This window comes from Clostridium sp. AM27-28 (genome assembly GCF_003480955.1).
Classification (GTDB): domain Bacteria; phylum Bacillota; class Clostridia; order Lachnospirales; family Lachnospiraceae; genus Otoolea; species Otoolea fessa.
The window spans coordinates 109738-127009 of sequence record NZ_QUJT01000003.1 but is presented as its reverse complement, the minus strand read 5'-3'; the positions used below and the strand labels follow the sequence as shown (position 1 = coordinate 127009).

The 17272-nt window shown below is 49.5% G+C and carries 18 protein-coding genes; 15 read left to right on the top strand and 3 right to left on the bottom strand.

Going from position 1 to position 17272, the window contains the following annotated elements:
* Positions 1–18: 18 nt before the first annotated feature.
* The 6 genes from rsgA to serS all read left to right on the top strand — a co-directional run bounded on the left by rsgA (position 19) and on the right by serS (position 5833).
* Positions 19–912, top strand: a complete 894-nt coding sequence (gene rsgA, locus DW720_RS05100; protein WP_118293191.1) for a ribosome small subunit-dependent GTPase A — start codon at positions 19–21, stop codon at positions 910–912.
* Positions 913–935: 23 nt separating this feature from the next.
* Entirely contained in the window at positions 936–1601 is a 666-nt protein-coding gene (gene rpe / locus DW720_RS05095; RefSeq protein ID WP_118523374.1) for a ribulose-phosphate 3-epimerase, read from the top strand.
* Positions 1598–2257 (top strand): thiamine diphosphokinase, encoded by a 660-nt coding sequence (locus DW720_RS05090; RefSeq protein WP_333491426.1) that lies wholly within the window; start codon positions 1598–1600, stop codon positions 2255–2257. The genes rpe and DW720_RS05090 overlap by 4 nt, the downstream gene beginning before the upstream one ends.
* 117 nt (positions 2258–2374) lie before the next feature.
* The gene (locus tag DW720_RS05085; RefSeq protein WP_022360276.1) at positions 2375–2977 is read left to right on the top strand and encodes an ECF transporter S component; all 603 of its coding nucleotides are present in this window, start codon (positions 2375–2377) and stop codon (positions 2975–2977) included.
* Positions 2978–3438: 461 nt separating this feature from the next.
* The gene (locus tag DW720_RS05080; RefSeq protein ID WP_118472671.1) at positions 3439–4275 is read left to right on the top strand and encodes a pyridoxamine kinase; all 837 of its coding nucleotides are present in this window, start codon (positions 3439–3441) and stop codon (positions 4273–4275) included.
* Positions 4276–4555: 280 nt separating this feature from the next.
* Positions 4556–5833 (top strand): serine--tRNA ligase, encoded by a 1278-nt coding sequence (serS, locus tag DW720_RS05075; RefSeq protein ID WP_022360274.1) that lies wholly within the window; start codon positions 4556–4558, stop codon positions 5831–5833.
* Positions 5834–5942: 109 nt separating this feature from the next.
* Here serS and DW720_RS05070 read toward each other — a convergent pair whose 3' ends face one another.
* Complete coding sequence (locus tag DW720_RS05070) at positions 5943–7685, bottom strand: NFACT RNA binding domain-containing protein (protein WP_118749317.1); 1743 nt, start codon at positions 7683–7685, stop codon at positions 5943–5945.
* A gap of 144 nt (positions 7686–7829) precedes the next feature.
* Here DW720_RS05070 and DW720_RS05065 point away from each other — a divergent pair, with 144 nt between their 5' ends.
* The 9 genes from DW720_RS05065 (at position 7830) to DW720_RS05025 (ending at position 15176) form a co-directional block, all read left to right on the top strand.
* Positions 7830–8708, top strand: a complete 879-nt coding sequence (locus tag DW720_RS05065) for a YicC/YloC family endoribonuclease (RefSeq protein ID WP_106999957.1) — start codon at positions 7830–7832, stop codon at positions 8706–8708.
* A gap of 108 nt (positions 8709–8816) precedes the next feature.
* Positions 8817–9437: a guanylate kinase gene (gmk, locus tag DW720_RS05060; RefSeq protein WP_118749316.1), complete on the top strand. Its 621-nt coding sequence runs from the start codon at positions 8817–8819 to the stop codon at positions 9435–9437.
* Between the two features lie 17 nt (positions 9438–9454).
* Positions 9455–9709 carry a DNA-directed RNA polymerase subunit omega gene (gene rpoZ, locus DW720_RS05055; protein ID WP_022360270.1) on the top strand — a complete coding sequence of 85 codons (255 nt, stop codon included), beginning with the start codon at positions 9455–9457 and terminating at the stop codon, positions 9707–9709.
* Positions 9710–9983: 274 nt separating this feature from the next.
* Positions 9984–11327: a 30S ribosomal protein S12 methylthiotransferase RimO gene (gene rimO, locus DW720_RS05050; RefSeq protein WP_106999956.1), complete on the top strand. Its 1344-nt coding sequence runs from the start codon at positions 9984–9986 to the stop codon at positions 11325–11327.
* Positions 11311–11853 (top strand): CDP-diacylglycerol--glycerol-3-phosphate 3-phosphatidyltransferase, encoded by a 543-nt coding sequence (gene pgsA, locus DW720_RS05045; protein ID WP_106999955.1) that lies wholly within the window; start codon positions 11311–11313, stop codon positions 11851–11853. Before rimO ends, pgsA begins: the two co-directional genes overlap by 17 nt.
* Before the next feature lies 1 nt (position 11854).
* A complete protein-coding gene (locus DW720_RS05040) occupies positions 11855–13108 on the top strand; it encodes a competence/damage-inducible protein A (protein ID WP_106999954.1) in 1254 nt (417 codons plus the stop codon).
* Between the two features lie 103 nt (positions 13109–13211).
* Complete coding sequence (locus DW720_RS05035) at positions 13212–13550, top strand: hypothetical protein (protein ID WP_106999953.1); 339 nt, start codon at positions 13212–13214, stop codon at positions 13548–13550.
* 122 nt (positions 13551–13672) lie between these two features.
* A complete protein-coding gene (locus DW720_RS05030; protein WP_106999952.1) occupies positions 13673–14770 on the top strand; it encodes a hypothetical protein in 1098 nt (365 codons plus the stop codon).
* 1 nt (position 14771) lies between these two features.
* Positions 14772–15176, top strand: a complete 405-nt coding sequence (locus DW720_RS05025; RefSeq protein WP_022360264.1) for a GerW family sporulation protein — start codon at positions 14772–14774, stop codon at positions 15174–15176.
* Between the two features lie 268 nt (positions 15177–15444).
* On the opposite strand, the gene DW720_RS05020 is transcribed toward DW720_RS05025, so the two are convergent.
* Both DW720_RS05020 and DW720_RS05015 read right to left on the bottom strand, forming a co-directional pair.
* Entirely contained in the window at positions 15445–16512 is a 1068-nt protein-coding gene (locus DW720_RS05020; protein WP_022360262.1) for a HAMP domain-containing sensor histidine kinase, read from the bottom strand.
* On the bottom strand, positions 16509–17186 hold the full coding sequence (locus DW720_RS05015) for a response regulator transcription factor (RefSeq protein WP_118749315.1): 678 nt from the start codon (positions 17184–17186) through the stop codon (positions 16509–16511). The genes DW720_RS05020 and DW720_RS05015 overlap by 4 nt, the downstream gene beginning before the upstream one ends.
* Between the last annotated feature and the right edge of the window lie 86 nt (positions 17187–17272).

Here is a 17272-nt window from a genome sequence, read left to right as displayed (position 1 = left end):
TAGTTGTAAGGTACAGGTATGCAGGGAAAGATAATTAAAGGGATCGGCGGTTTCTATTATGTACACGACGGTATTGGAAAGGTATATGAATGCCGTGCAAAGGGAATTTTCCGAAATCGCGGCATCAAGCCGCTGGTAGGCGATGACGTGGAGATCAGTGTTCTCGATGAGGAGAAGGCGACAGGCAATCTCGATGAGATCCTTCCTCGTAAAAACCGTCTGATCCGCCCGGCGGTTTCAAATGTTGATCAGGCGGTGGTGGTTTTCGCCATCACCGATCCGATGCCAAATTTAAACCTTCTCGACCGCTTCCTCGTCATGATGGAACGGCAGGAAGTTCCGGTCAGCATCTGTTTCAACAAGATCGATCTGGTCGATGCAGCCGAGCAGGAGAAGCTGCGTGCGATCTATGAACCGGCGGGCTATCCGGTGCATTTTATCAGCACCTACGAAAAATCAGGGCTGGAGGAGTTTCATCGGTTGATCATTGGGAAAACAACGGTCTTAGCAGGACCTTCGGGTGTCGGAAAATCGTCGATCACAAACTTTATCCAGCCGGAGGCACAGATGGAGACTGGCGGTATCAGTGAGAAGATCCGCCGGGGCAAACATACGACGCGCCATTCAGAACTGTTTTTCGTGGAAGAGAGCACCTATATGATGGATACGCCGGGATTCAGTTCTCTCTATATCGAGGATCTGGAGCCGGAGGCGCTCAAGGACTTTTTCCCGGAATTTGAGCCATATGAGGATGAATGCCGTTTCTTAGGCTGTGTCCACATTGGCGAGCGCGAATGCGGCGTCAAGACGGCGGTGCAGGAGCATAAGATCGGGCAGAGCCGGTATAACAATTACCGTTTGATGTATCAGGAATTAAAAGAGAAAAAGAAATACGGCAGAAGCAGCCGTTGACAAGAAATTGGGAGGAAAGAACCATGATTATATTATCACCTTCGATTCTGGGGGCAGATTTTACGAAGCTGGGAGAGCAGGTCGCTGAGGTGGACAAGGCAGGCGCGCAGTACATCCATCTGGATGTGATGGATGGCGCGTTTGTGCCGAGTATCTCCTTTGGAATGCCGGTAATTAAGAGCCTGCGCCCGGTGACGGATCGTGTGTTTGACGTACACATGATGGTGGAAGAACCGGGACGTTATGTAGAGGATATCAAAAAAGCGGGGGCGGATCTGATCTGTGTGCATCAGGAAGCCTGTCTTCATCTGGACTGCACGATCGCGCAGATCCGTGAGGCAGGGCTGCAAACAGGTGTAGCGTTAAATCCGGCGACCCCGGTCGAGACACTGGATGTTATTTTGCCGGAGGTGGACATGGTTCTTCTGATGACGGTCAACCCGGGATTTGGCGGTCAGAAATTTATTCCATATACGGTAGAAAAAATCAAGAAGCTGCGCGCAATGTGCAGCGAGAGGGGACTTTCCACCCGCATTGAGGTGGACGGAGGAATCACGCCGGACAATGTGCGGACGGTATTAGAGGCAGGAGCCGATGTGATCGTGGCGGGAAGCGCCGTATTTAAGGGAAACCCGGCTGGGAATGTAAAAACATTTTTAAATATTTTTCAGGAATTTGAACAGGGATGATGAAGATGAAGCGTTGTTTGATTGTGACAGGCGGAACGATTGATATTGCGTTTGCGAAAGATTTTCTCTCACAGCGCTCGTATGACTATGTAATTGCGGCAGATGCGGGGCTGGAGGTTCTGCGCCCGCTGCATATTTCTCCGAATGCGGTGGTCGGCGATCTGGACACGGTGGATAAAAAGGTTCTGGAAGAATATCAGAACCAGCCGGACATCGAATTTGAGATCCATAAACCGGAGAAGGATGAGACGGATACGGAGCTGGCGCTTTTGACGGCGGCGCGCCAGGGCTGTGAGGCAGTTGATATCCTGGGGGCGCTGGGCGGCCGTATGGATCACGCCATCGGCAATATCCAGCTGATGTATCAGTTTTTCTGCCAGGGAATGGAAGTGAATATTTATGATGCCCGCAACCGCCTGTATCTTCTGGGCGGGCATAAGGTATTTCACCGGGAAGAGGTGTATGGAAAATACATTTCGTTCCTGCCGATGACCGAGACTGTCGAGGGACTGACGCTGCGGGGATTTAAATACCCGCTCCAGCGGCGGACGATCGGGCTGGGGACGAGTCTCTGCATCAGCAATGAACTCAAACGGGAAGAGGGCATTCTGGAGCTGGAGAGAGGCGTCCTTTTGTGCGTGGAGGCACATGATTAATCAGGATAAAAAAGTGGCAAGTTATAACTGACCTGCTTAAAATGATAAAAACTGTATGTTTTTCAGGGGACAAGATTGTGCTATGATGAGTCCAATAACAAGGGAGGATGAAACATCATGGCAAACAAATCAAATCAGGCTTACAAGATCGCGATGGTCGGTCTGCTGGCAGCTCTCTCCTATGTCGTATTTACATACGGACAGGTGAAGATCACACTTCCGGGCGGCGATGCAACTTCCATTCATCTGGGAAATGCAGTCTGTGTCATCGGGGCACTCTTAGTCGGCGGCTTTTACGGCGGTTTGGGAGGTGCTATCGGCATGACGATAGGTGACCTTCTCGATCCGGTTTATATTGTATATGCACCGAAGACATTTATCTGCAAACTCTGCATCGGACTGATCGCCGGATTCGTAGCACATCGTCTGGGCAAGATTGACCGGAGCACCGATAAGAACCACATCCTTGGTTTTACGATTGCAGCAGCGGTGGCAGGTCTTTTATTCAACGTCATTGCAGATCCGCTGATCGGATATTATTATAAACTCTGGATCATTGGTAAACCGGCGGCAGAGCTCACACTTGCATGGAATATCGCAGCGACTTCGATCAATGCGGTGACATCTACGATTGCGTCTGTTGTTATATATATGGCAGTTCGTCCGGCACTCCGCAAGGCAGGTTTTCTGGATGCATTGTCTGTAGAAGCGAGAGCATAAGGCAATTTATCTCAGTCGAGAAGAATTAAAATGAAATACATACAGGAGACTGTGGTTGGGCAGAATGGGAAAAACATCTGTCCGGGCGCAGTCTCCTTGTTGCGTCATTGGAGTGTGCGGCTTATGAAACACAAATGTATAGATACACGCTTGTAGAAACCAGAATCATGCTGCAGGCAGTCGTATCTGCCGCGAGAATATGTTAGATTATAAAGTTGCTTAAAATGATGTTGGGGTCAAAAGACGTTTTGACCCCTCTGATACCAGATTGCTCCGCACTATATGCTCCCGCAATCTTCGAAAACATTCGTAATTCGCTCATTTTTCTTTGAAAAATGGCTACTTACTCATGTTTTTGGCGGGTTCCAAGGTCAAAAATTCTCCTGCAAGCAAGCTTGCGTCGAACTTCTGACCTTTTGACCCTGGTATCTTAAAATTAAGAAAATGAGGAAAAATTATACATGGAAGGAATTCAGAAGAAAATAGCGGTTTTAAATGACCTGTCAGGCTACGGGCGCTGTTCGCTGACGGCGGCGATGCCGGTTATCAGCGCCCTCAAGGTACAGTGCTGTCCGGTGGTGACGGCGGTGCTGTCCAATCACGCGGGATATCCGGAATGCTATATGGATGATTATACCGATCGGATGGAGGCATACCTGGAGCCGTGGCGGAAGATGGGATTTGAGATGGACGGAATCATGACTGGATTCTTAGGTTCTGCCAGACAGGCGTCGATCGTGGCAGATTTTATCCGGGATTTCAAACGGGAAAATACGCAGGTTTTGGTAGATCCGACGATGGGCGACCACGGACATCTCTACAGCGTCTGTGACGAGGATCTGATCGAGGCGATGCGGGAGCTGATGCAGTATGCGGACGTTGTCACGCCAAATCTGACGGAAGCCTGTGCCCTGACGGACACGCTGTATCAGGAAAATGGATGGAGTAAGCGCAAGCTCTCAGATCTGACCTGGAAGCTTCACCTTTTGGGCGCGCGGTCAGTCATTTTGACGGGCGTGGTCAAGGGCAAACAGATCCTCAACGTGATCCATGAGCGCGGCAAGGAGCCGGTCTTTCATGCAACTAAATTTGTGGCGGGCAATTACCACGGAACCGGGGATGTCTTTGCAGCAGTCATCGGTGCCAGCATGGTGCGAGGTGTGCCGATGGAGGAAGCCGTCAGACGGGCGGCAGCTTTTACAAAAAAATGTGTGGAAAAGACAGAAGAACTTGGTGCCCCGGAGCAGGACGGACTGTGCCTGGAGGCGTGTCTGTCCTATTTGACGAAGTTGAGTTAAATATAATGGGGCAGTCTATCCTGTTTTGTATAAAGAAGAACAGAGGTTACAGTTCACGGGTAGGCACTTTTGGGACCGAAAGTGCCGTAAGAAAACGTGGTGGCAGCAGGAATTTGCCGTATTTAAATGCGAAGCCACGGCAAATTCCGCTACTGTTCACGTATGCGTGAACAGTAACGAACAGAGGAACTCTTGAAACAGGGCTTTTCATTCGTACAAAGTTGTAGTATAATTATAACTAGTTTTCGTGCAGTTAATTGCATAACAGTAGGAGGAAGATATGTTAGATCTTAAATTCGTCAGAGAAAATCCTGACATTGTAAAGCAGAATATTAAAAATAAGTTCCAGGACAAGAAAATTCCGCTGGTAGATGAGGTAATTGAGCTGGATGCCAAGAACCGTGCAGCGAAGAAGGAAGCAGATGATCTGCGTGCAAACAAGAACAAGATTGCAAAACAGATCGGCGCTCTGATGGGTCAGGGAAAGAAAGAGGAAGCAGAAGAGCTGAAGAAACAGGTAGCAGAGCAGTCTGCCCGCCTGTCTGAGCTGGAAGAGCAGGAGAAGGATCTTGGCGAGCGCATCTTAAAGATTATGATGACCATCCCGAACATCATTGATCCGAGTGTTCCGATCGGTAAAGACGACAGCGAGAACGTAGAGATCGAGCGCTTCGGCGAGCCGGTTGTACCGGATTTCGAGATCCCGTACCACACCGAGATTATGGAGAAATTTAACGGCATCGATCTGGACAGTGCCAGAAAGGTAGCTGGAAATGGTTTCTATTACCTGATGGGCGATATCGCAAGACTTCATTCTGCTGTTATCGCATATGCAAGAGATTTCATGATTGACCGTGGATTTACCTACTGTATCCCGCCGTTCATGATCCGCAGCAATGTTGTAACCGGCGTTATGAGTTTCGATGAGATGGATGCGATGATGTACAAGATCGAGGGCGAGGATCTTTACCTGATCGGTACCAGCGAGCACTCTATGATCGGTAAATTCATTGATACCGTAGTTCCGGAGGAAGAGCTTCCGAAGACACTGACCAGCTATTCTCCGTGTTTCCGTAAAGAGAAGGGCGCTCACGGCATCGAGGAGAGAGGCGTATACCGCATCCACCAGTTTGAGAAACAGGAAATGATCGTAGTCTGCAAACCGGAAGACAGCAAGATGTGGTATGACAAACTGTGGAAGAACACCGTGGATCTGTTCCGTTCCATGGATATTCCGGTTCGTACTCTGGAGTGCTGCTCCGGAGACCTGGCTGATCTGAAAGTAAAATCCGTTGATGTAGAGGCATGGTCCCCGCGTCAGAAGAAATATTTCGAGGTTGGAAGCTGCTCCAACTTAGGTGATGCACAGGCAAGACGTCTGAAGATCCGTGTCAACGGCAAAGACGGCAAATACTTTGCACACACCTTGAACAACACTGTAGTAGCTCCGCCGCGTATGCTGATCGCATTCTTAGAGAACAACCTGCAGGCAGATGGTTCTGTCCGCATTCCGGAGGTTCTGCGTCCGTATATGGGTGGTAAGAGCGAGATTCGCTAAGTTCATTTGAGTCCAGTAAAAAAACGCCATGGGTTGTGTGCCTGTGGCGTTTTTTACTGGACTCATTGTGAATTGCAGAAATATAGACATTGTCTTTTTTCAGGCGGCATTATGATGGCAGTTCTTCCAGCTGATTCGACGGCGTCGCCATCATCGAATAATTCGTATGATAAATCACAAATCCCGGAGCAGCGCCCGCTACTTTTTTGACCTGCTTTTTCTGTACATAATCGATCTCAACTTTTTCATTTTCTCGTCCCTTGGAATAGTAGGCAGCCAGCCCGGCAGCTTCCTCGAAGGTGCGGTCCGGAAGCTCTTTTCCTTCGGATTTCACAATGACATGGGAACCCGGAATTCCTTTTGCGTGAAACCACCAATCATTCCCAGTCGCGATCTTGAAGGTCAGCTCCTCATTCTGGTAGTTGTTTTTGCCGACGTAGATATGGAATCCGTCGGAGGAAAGGTAGTGGAATGGGCGGCTTGTAATTTTCACTTTCTTTCCAGCCGGACCGTGCTTTTTGATGAAGCCATATTCCGTCAGCTCCTGCTTGATCTGGGTCAGATCTTCTTCCTTTAAGGCAATATCGAGGGAGGTACTGATGGATTCGAGGTGCTCGATCTCCTGCTTCGTCTCCTCAATGAGCTGGCTCTGAGCCTCGAAAGTACGTTTGAGTTTTCCATATTTGTCAAAATACTTCTGCGAATTTTCGCGGGCGGTCAGCTGCGGGTCAAGCGGGATCTTGACCTCTTTTCCTGTGTAGTAGTTCGTGCAGACAAGTTCTTTTTCGCCGCCGGTCAGCTCATAACCGTAGGTGTTTAACAGCTCGCCGTAGAGCTTGTATTTATCCCGTTTTTCGGTGTCCTTTAACTGTTTCTGCTGCAAATCGTATTTTTTATAATTGCGCTCCAGGGCAGTCTGGACGATCCGGCGCAGATCCGAGGATTTCTGGCGGATTCGTGTGATGACGTTCTTGGACGCATAGTAGGTCTCCAGCACTTTACTGATCGAATCAAAGTGTTCGACCTGATATTCCGGCGGGAACGAGGTCAATGGGAGAGCGGCAAATTCCATTGGCTCATCTTCACGGTATACGATGCAGGGCGAGAACTGTCCATTTTTAATGGATTCCATTGCCAGTTCCAGCGTGTGACCGAGGTGCGTGCGCTCCAGCTCATTCAGTTCCGATGCGGGGCGGTCGGCATCGATCGATGCCTCATAGCAGAATTCTTCTGCCATGACCGGGCTGATACCGGTGAAATTCGTGTAAATGGCTTTTCCTGCCGGTGCCGGTGACTGTGCCAGAATGGCGGCGTAATCATCGGCAGATGCAGTCAGCGGATCCTGCTTCGCGACCGTCTGCGGGAGGAAATATTGCCGTCCCGGCAGAACCTCGCGCACGGAGCTGACCTGCACGGAGATATGTTTGATACTGTCGAGGATCGTGCCGTCAGGGCTGCAGAAAATGATATTGCTGTATTTTCCCATCAGTTCGACAATAAGCAGCTTGCGGCAGAGGTCACCCATCTCGTCCAGGTGTTCGATCTCAAAATGAATACAGCGTTCCAGACCCGGCTGGCTGACCGACACGATGCGTCCGCTTCCGATGTGCTTGCGAAGCAGCATGCAGAAATTCGGGGCAGTCATCGGTCCCTGCTTGTTGGTATCCGTCAGATATGCCAGCGGGAGACTTGCGTTGACCGAGAGAAGAAGTCGTTTCGTCTCCCGGAAGTTCTTTATGGTAAAAAGAAGTTCATCGCGCTCGGTCTGCGTGATCTTTGCGATCTTGCCGCCGGTAAGCGCGTCACTAAACTCCTTAACCAGGTTTGCGATTACAATTCCGTCAAATGCCATGGTTTTGGTGCTCCTTTATTTGTGTAGTATCTACTATTATAATGAAAGAAGACACGAAAAACAATCACTTTTAAATTCGGTTGACGCTTGCGGCGATTTGCATTATAATACCATTATCTATGGATGAAAGAGAGAGGCGTCACTATGCTTAAAAGTATGACTGGATTTGGCCGATGCGAGATGGCAACGGATGAATATAAGATTTCTGTGGAGATGAAGGCGGTAAACCACCGTTACTTGGATCTCAGCATTAAGATGCCGAAGAAATTTAATTACTTTGAGGCGGCGATTCGCGCGCAGCTCAAGAAATACATTCAGCGGGGAAAGGTAGATGTCTTTATTTCCTATGAAGATTATACGGATGAGAAGATGTCCTTAAAGTACAATCGTTCCCTGGCCGGCGAGTATATGGATTATTTCCGTCAGATGGCGGACGAGCTTGGGATTCCGAATGACGCGACGGTGATGCGTCTTGCACGGTGTCCGGAGGTGTTTACGATGGAACAGGTGCCGGAGGACGAGGAGCATATGTGGCAGATTCTCGAAAAGGCGATCGGCGAGGCGGCAGAGAAATTTGTCGAGACACGCACACGCGAGGGTGAGAATCTGAAGCAGGATCTGCTTGGCAAGCTGGACTATATGGTAACGCTGGTCGATCAGATTGAAGAACGTTCCCCGAAGATCGTGGAAGAATACCGGGCGAAACTGGAAGATAAGGTGAAAGAGCTTCTGGAAGGAAGCAGCGTCGATGAAGGCCGGATTGCGGCAGAGGTTGTGATTTTTGCAGATAAGATCTGCACCGATGAGGAGACGGTCCGCCTGAGAAGCCACATTGAGGCGACCCGCAAGGAGCTGACGGCGGGCGGAAGCGTCGGACGTAAGCTGGATTTCATTGCACAGGAGATGAACCGCGAGGCGAATACGATTCTTTCCAAGGCAAACGATCTGGAGGTTTCCGATTGTGCGATTGCACTCAAGACAGAGATCGAGAAAGTCAGAGAGCAGATTCAGAATATTGAATAGCCGATCATGCTGGAAGAGGTATTCACGGAAAGCTGCCGTTGGCGGTGAAAATACGGAGAATATGAAATATTGTAATAATAGATAGAATTTAGAAAGCAGGCGAAATATATGGATAATCAGGGAGTACTGGCAGTTATATCCGGATTTTCAGGGTCAGGCAAGGGAACATTGATGCGTGCATTGCTGGAGCGGTATGACAATTATGCCCTTTCCATCTCCGCGACCACCCGCGCACCGCGCGAGGGCGAGGTTGATGGAAGAGAGTATTTCTTTAAGACCCGGGAAGAGTTCGAACAGATGATCGAACACGATGAGCTGGTCGAATACGCCCAGTATGTCGGAAACTATTACGGCACACCGAAGGAGTATGTGTTTTCCAACCTGAAAGCGGGCAAGGATGTTCTTTTGGAGATTGAGATTCAGGGTGCCCTGAAAATCAAGAAGAAATTCCCGGAGGCAGTTCTCATTTTTGTCACGCCGCCGAGTGCCGGGGAGCTTAGAAACCGGCTGGCAGGTCGTGGAACCGAGACACCGGAGAAGATTGCCGCACGGCTTTCGAGAGCAGCAGAGGAGTCCAAGCAGATGGATGACTACGATTTCATTCTGGTGAATGATGAGGTAGACCGCTGTGTAGAAGAAATGCACGCACTGATTCAGGCGATGCATGCCAGAACAGAAAATCACAAGACTTTGATTGAAAAAATAAAAGAAGAGATGAAGCAATTCTGAAAGGAGAAAGATGTATTATGATGCTGCGTCCGTCATATCTTGACTTAATTAATGTTGTAAACAAAGAGGCTGAGCCGGGGAAAGAACCGCTGATTCAGAGCCGTTACTCCATCGTAATTGCGACTGCAAAGCGTGCAAGACAGCTGATCGCCGGTGATGAGGCACTGGTCATTGAGAATGGAAGAAAACCGCTTTCGATCGCGATCGACGAGCTGTACCATTCTAAGGTTAAAATTGTAGCAGAGAACGATTCCCCGGAGGAAGAGGTCTAAAAGGCGACAGAAGACCGTCCCGTGTTCATTATGTACATGGAGATGGTCTTTTCTTAGATATAGAGTAACTGTTCAGTAGGTCTGCGCATTTACTGCGCTGACCGTACGAAAACATGGGCCAGCAGGCAAAAATCCCATTGCCGTAGGCAATTTTTAATGGATTTTTGCGCGTGACTGTGAAGATACTGAACAGTTACGATATAGAATTTTTGTGACGGTTCAAATCGATTATGGTTACAGAAATTTTTTAAATATGGTATTAGGAGAGAATTGAATGAAATTACTTTGTATATCCCTTGGCTGCGATAAAAACCTGGTTGATGCAGAGCGTATGCTGGGTTCGCTGAGCCAGGACGGGTACACGTTTACCGATGACGAGCAGGAGGCAGATGTCATTCTGGTCAATACCTGCTGCTTTATCAACGATGCCAAGGAGGAGAGTGTCAACACCATCTTAGAGATGGCAGAGTACAAAAAGAGCGGAACCTGCAAGGCGCTCTTAGTCAGCGGCTGTATGGCACAGCGTTACAAGGAAGAGATCCTGCAGGAGGTGCCGGAGGTGGACGGTATTCTCGGTACGACCAGCTATGATGAGGTCAGCAAGGTGCTGGCGGAGGCGCTGAAGGGCGAGCGGGTATCTGATTTCCACGATTTGTCCGAACTTCCGGAGACGAAGATGCGGAGCAAACGTCTGGTGACGACCGGCGGACATTATGCTTTTTTAAAGATTTCCGAGGGCTGTAACAAACGGTGTACCTATTGTATTATCCCGTCCCTGCGTGGACCGTACCGCAGTGTGCCGATGGAGCAGCTTCTCGCAGAGGCAAAGGAGCTTGCGGATCAGGGTGTGAAGGAACTGATTCTTGTCGCACAGGAGACGACGCTTTACGGCGTGGATTTGTATGGAGAGAAGACCCTGCCGAAACTTTTACATGAACTGGCACAGATCGATGGAATCGAATGGATCCGTATCCAGTACTGTTATCCGGAGGAGATCACCGAGGAGTTGATTCAGGCGATCAAGGCGGAGGAAAAAGTCTGTCATTACCTGGATATTCCGATCCAGCACGCGAGCGATGCCGTTCTCAAGCGGATGGGACGCCGTACGAATCAGGCGGAGCTTCGGGAGCGGATCGCGCATCTGCGGGAAGAGATCCCAGATATTGCACTCCGCACGACCTTAATTTCCGGTTTCCCGGGTGAGACACAGGAGGATCATGAGGAACTGATGCGGTTCGTCGATGAGATGGAATTTGACCGCCTGGGCGTGTTTGCATACTCTGCGGAAGAGGACACACCGGCAGCCGGATATCCGGATCAGGTACCGCAGGAGGTCAAGGAAGACCGCCGCGACGAGATCATGGAGCTGCAGCAGGAGATTGCCTTTGAGAAAGCCGAGAATATGAAAGACCGTGTGCTTGAGGTTATGATCGAGGGAAAAGTGGCAGACGAGAATGCTTTCGTGGGACGTACCTATAAGGACGCGCCGAACGTAGATGGTTTGATTTTTGTCAATGCGGATGTTCCGCTGATGTCCGGCGATTTCTGCCGTGTCCGCGTAACGGGAGCACTCGAATATGATTTGATAGGAGAGTTGGCTGATGAATTTACCGAATAAGCTTACGACGCTTCGCGTCATCATGATTCCGTTTTTTGTGTTTTTTCTTCTCTGGCAGAATGGTGAAAACCGTACCTTCCGTATGATTGCACTGGCACTGTTTATCATAGCCAGCCTGACCGATCTTCTGGATGGAAAGATTGCCAGAAAGTACAATCTGGTTACGAACTTTGGAAAATTTATGGATCCGCTCGCGGACAAGCTCTTAGTGTGCTCGGCGCTCATCTGTCTGATCGAGCTGAACGCGCTTCCAGCCTGGATGGTTATCGTCATCATCAGCCGGGAGTTTATCATCAGCGGATTCCGTCTGATCGCCTCGGACAACGGAGTTGTCATCGCCGCCAGCTATTGGGGCAAATTTAAGACGACGTTTCAGATGGTATCGGTGGTGTTATTGATTCTGGATATTCCGGCGCTTGCGTTTGTCACGACGATCTGTGTCTGGATCGCGCTGCTGCTGACGATTGTGTCACTTGTTGATTATATTTACAAGAATCATAAAATACTGACAGAAGGGAGTATCTGATATGATAGTCGAACTGATCTCGGTAGGAACAGAGCTGCTGCTTGGCAATATCGTCAATACCAATGCGCAGTATTTATCGGAAACGTGTGCAAAGCTGGGGCTTAACGTCTATTACCAGACGACGGTAGGGGACAACCGGGAGCGCATGACAGAAGTCTTCCGGACGGCGCTCTCAAGAGCCGATCTCGTTATCATCGGCGGCGGTCTGGGACCGACGGAGGATGATATCACGAAGGATGTCTGCGCGGAGCTGATGGGAATGCCGTTAGTCGAGGATCCGGAGGTGCGGGCACATCTGGAGGACTGGTACCGGCAGCGCAAGCGCACCGATATTCCGGATAGCAACTGGCGTCAGGCGCTGGTGCCGGAGGGCGCGGTGGTATTTTCCAACACAAACGGCACAGCTCCAGGACTTGCCCTGGAGAAAAACGGTAAGACCGCGATTCTTCTTCCGGGACCGCCGAACGAACTGTATCCGATGGTGGAAGATCAGGTTTGTGCTTATATTCAGAAACGATCTGACTGTGTGATCTATTCCCAGATGCTCAAAATCTGCGGATACGGGGAGAGCAAGGTGGAGGAGATGCTTCTCGACCTCATCGACCAGCAGACGAACCCGACGATTGCGACCTATGCAAAGACGAAAGAAGTACATTTGCGCGTGACCGCGAGAGCCGAGAGCGAAGACGCGGCAAAACAGCTGTTAAAACCGGTTATCAAAGAGATTAAGAAACGGTTCGGTAATGCGGTTTACACGACGGATGAGCATGAGAATCTGGAGGATGTCGTTGTTCGCCTCTTAAAGAAATACGACCTGACTGTGACAACCGCAGAGTCCTGCACAGGCGGTCTGATCGCCGGACGCATCGTCAACGTGCCGGGGGCCTCAGAGGTCTTTAACGAGGGATACGTGACGTATTCCAACAAGGCAAAGAAAAAGATCCTGGGCGTCAGTAAGGCGACCCTGAAAAAATACGGCGCGGTCAGCGAACAGACGGCGCGTGAGATGGCTGCAGGCGGTGTATTTACGACGGATGCGGATGCCTGTATCGCTGTGACCGGCATCGCCGGACCGGACGGCGGAACCGAGGAGAAACCGGTGGGACTCGTCTATATCGCATGTTATATGAAGGATAAAGTCAAAGTAGAGGAATACCATTTCCGCGGAAACCGCGAGAAGGTGCGTGAGCAGACGGTGATTCAGGCGCTGGATCTGCTGAGACGGTCGATTATTAAGAATTATAAAAAAGATTGATCATGTAAAGGAGGGAGAGCTGACAGGCGGGGAGAAATAGCCGGAAACGTGCTGTTTTTAGAGCGCCATGGATCAGGCTCTCCTTTTTTAGGAGGCGGGGACGATGATTTGGTATAAATATCTGTATCTGGGAGAAACTGCTAAAAAGCATCGTTTTTCGATTCTACAGAAACTCCGCCTCGGAAAGCTACAGCCGGGCGTTCACGTGATCACGCCTGCCTCAGGCGGACACAACCTGCTTGATATCCAGCCTGCCTATGTGCTCCGGCAGAATTATTACCGGGAGCAGGCGGATCTGCTGATCGTAGGGGTCGGCGCGAGCTACCAGGATGCCGTGGAGACGGTGGGGCGGATTGTGGATGAAACGTACCGCGAGACGGGTGGATTTGATGTGAAGACGTATCTGAGAGAGAAGGAAGACAGGCTGAGGAAAAAGAGGTAAGTATTTTGTAGCCTTTGATGAAGATTTTTTGGACTGAAAATGTCTTTTGACCCCAACATCATATGATACGGAGCTGATACATGAATTTGTCAATGAAAGAATAAGAAGTGGGAGGGGATGGATTGCTGCATATTTTGTTCATAATCTTGAAAATACTCGGAATCCTGCTTCTTGTCATTCTGGGACTGTTGTTTCTGTGCCTGATGGCGGTTTTATTTGTCCCGATTCGATACCGGGGGAACGGAAGCTACCACAGTATCAAGGATTTTTGTGTGCATCTGCATATCCATTGGCTGCTTCATGCGGTGTCGTTGCGGATTGCTTATGAAAATGGGCTTCGATATACGGTTAAGTTGTTTGGATTCCGGATTTTCGGGAGTGAGAGTGAAGAGAAAGATACGGAATCTAGGAGTGTGCGGGAAGGCACGCAGGCAGCGGATTCGGATGAGCTGGAATTTGTAAATGCGCAGGAGAAAACAGAGGATGATGATTTAGACACCGGTGAACTGATTTTGCGGGCGGAAGCAGCATCGGAGAAGACAGACGCCGCGATCGAGAAAGCGGAGGAAACTGCCAGGCTGCTGGAGGAGGCGGTGAAGAGACGGAGTGCGCAGAGGGAGGCGGAAATGTCTCAAGCTGTGAAGAATGCAGATGCATTTCCAGATGTGAAGGAGGCGGGAGTGTCAGAGGCAGAAGGAAAAACGCATCGGGCAAAGAATGAATTAAAATCAAATCCCAGCCAGGAAAAGCGTGAATCGTTCCTTCATAGAATCATTAGCTGGTTCAAACAAAAATGGAGCGCCCTGCGGCAATCCCTCTCAAAGCTGCTTACCCGAATCAACAACCTGGAGCACAAACGCCAATCCGTCCTTGCATTTATAGAAAATGAAGAAAATCAGAAGTCATTTCGCCTGATCAAACGCCAGCTCATGCGAGTTCTGCGGCATATATTTCCCAGAAAGCTGTCCGGGCAGGTTACGTTTGGCGTGGAGGATCCTTATTTGATGGGACAAATTTTGAGTGTGGCGGCTTTTTTGTATCCAGTTTACGGAAAGAAGATTGATTTGACTCCGGTCATGGATGCAAATGCGCTGGACGGGGAGCTTTCGTTCCGGGGCAGAGTCCAGATTGGCGTGCTGGCATTGATGGCGCTTCGGATCTGGATGGATAAGAATGTACGGACACAGGTTTATAAATATAGAAACCGAGGAGGAAGATAATATGGCAGACAATCAGTTTGCATCGACAATCGGTGCATTATTTCAGGGTATGGATGAGTTCGTCACGACGAAGACAGTCGTGGGAGAGCCGGTGACAGTTGGCGATGCGATTATACTTCCACTCGTGGATGTAACCTGCGGCATGGCGGCGGGCGCGTTTGGTCAGTCGGCGAAAGAGAAGAATGCGGGCGGCATGAGCGCCAAGATGACGCCGAGCGCGGTGCTGGTCATTCAGAATGGCATGACGAAAGTGGTCAATATCAAGCATCAGGATGCATTGACCAAGGTTCTCGACATGGCACCGGATCTCGTCAATAAATTTGTCGGCGGAAGCACCGGACCGATCGATGCGGAGACGATGCAGACAGCTGAGAAAATGGCGGGCGAGATGGAAGAGAAGAAATAAAGAAATTAAAATCAAAACGCTTCATAGAATGATCATAGCACACGATCGAATGTCAGATGTCTCTGGCAATGATCGCCTGCTATTTAACTTCTTTTGAAAACAGACATTTCAGAGAGGTATCATTCTATGAAGCGTTTATTTGGTTTAGTCCTTTTTTCAATGGGATTTGGCATGACCCTGGTGCTCATTTTCCCAAAGAATTTTCTATGGGTCAGCATCGCCATTTCTCTGATGATTGTCGGGTACAATATGTTTTGCCGATGAGATTCTATGCTTTTTCAAGTGGCAGAATCACTGTAAAGCAGCTACCCTCGTCCACCTGGCTGGATACCTCGATGGTACCGTGCATCAGGTCGATGATCCGTTTCGTGATGGAAAGTCCCAGCCCGTTGCCCTTTTCATTGGGATCCGAGTTCCTGCTGTAAAATTTTTCAAAGATCCGTTTCATCGTGGCGTCATCCATGCCGACGCCGGTATCGCGGATGGAGACACGCACCTTATCTCCTGTGATAACGAGTTTGGCAGAAAGCATACCGCCAGCCGGGGTGAATTTGATGGCATTTTGCAGGAGATTGATCCAGACCTGCTGCAGCATCTCACAGTTGCCGTAAAATTTGCACGCCGTCAAATCAATGTCGAGATTCAGATGCTTTTTCTCCCAGAGCGGTTCCAGCAGAAGAATCGCCTGCCGGATTTGTTCGTCGAGGCTGAACGTCGTGCGGCCAGTCACGATCTCCTGCTTTTCCAGGCGGGAAAGCAGAAGAATGTTGCCGGTCATCGTGGTGAGCTGGCGCGTGCTGTCGATGATGATACGCGTGTATTCATTCCGGTCCGCCTCTGAGAGAGATGGATCCTGCAGCAATGTCGCATAGCCCTCGATGGCGGCGAGCGGTGTCTTGAACTCATGGGAAACCGTGGTCACGAAATCATTTCGCAGCGATTCGATGCTGTTTAACTCCTGCACCATACGGTTAAAATTGTCGGTTAGTTCACAGATCGCCTGCAAAGACTTCGAATTTGGCACATGAACAGAAAAGTCTCCGTCTGCTACCTGCTTAGCGGCAAGGCTGATGGAACCGATCGGGCAGAGGATTTTCGACCAGAGGAACAGCGACAGCGCGATACTGAACGCAAGGCTGCTCAAAAATGACATCAGACGCGGAAAATTCGGACCGAAAATCCGAAAAACTTCGTGTTTATCTGTTCCGCTTGTGAGCAGCGAGACAAAATATCCGGTCAGCATCGGTATCAACGAGGACACCAGGAAGAAAAAGACCAGGAGGGTCAGCCAGTAGAGTGGAATCTGGAAATATTTGGTAAAGTTCTTGCTGATCATGCTTCTGTTTTCACCGCCTTATAGCCGAGACCCCGCACGGTCATGATGATAAAATCATCGCAGTTTTTAAACCGTTCGCGCAGCCGGTTGACATGCACATCGACCGTCCGTTCGTCGGTTGTCGAGTCAAGCCCCCAGATTTCGTCCATGAGCTGCTGCCTCGTGAAAATCTTATTTGGATAAGAAAGTAATTTATATAGAAGATAAAATTCTTTCTGCGGCAGAAGCGTCTCCTGCCCGTTGACCGTGACCGTCAGTGCATCGTAGTCGAGCATCGTATTTTGGCAGACAATCCGATGCTCCGTCGCGATCTTGGCGCGTTTGAGCAGGGCGCCAACCCGCAGAACCATCTCATTGACATCGATTGGCTTCACCATGTAGTCATCCGTGCCTGCCTGAAAGCCGCGCTGCTTGTCTTCGAAGCGCTCTTTGGCGGTGATAATCAGGATCGGCATCGTAAATCCACTCGTCCGCAGGTGCTCAATCAGTTCATATCCGTCCATTCCGGGCATCATAATATCCGAAATAATGAGATCTACATATTCAGAATCTAAAAGAGATAATGCTTTTTCGCCGCTTTCTGCCGGAAGCGCCAGATAACCATTGTTGGTGAGTACCGTGCAGAACAGGGAACGCAGTTTCGCATCATCTTCTACCACGAGAATGTGAAACATATCCGTAAATCCTCCCTATAATTCAATTAAAAAGATGTAATATCATAAGTACTCATAGTATACCACATAAGTTTAAACTGATTGTG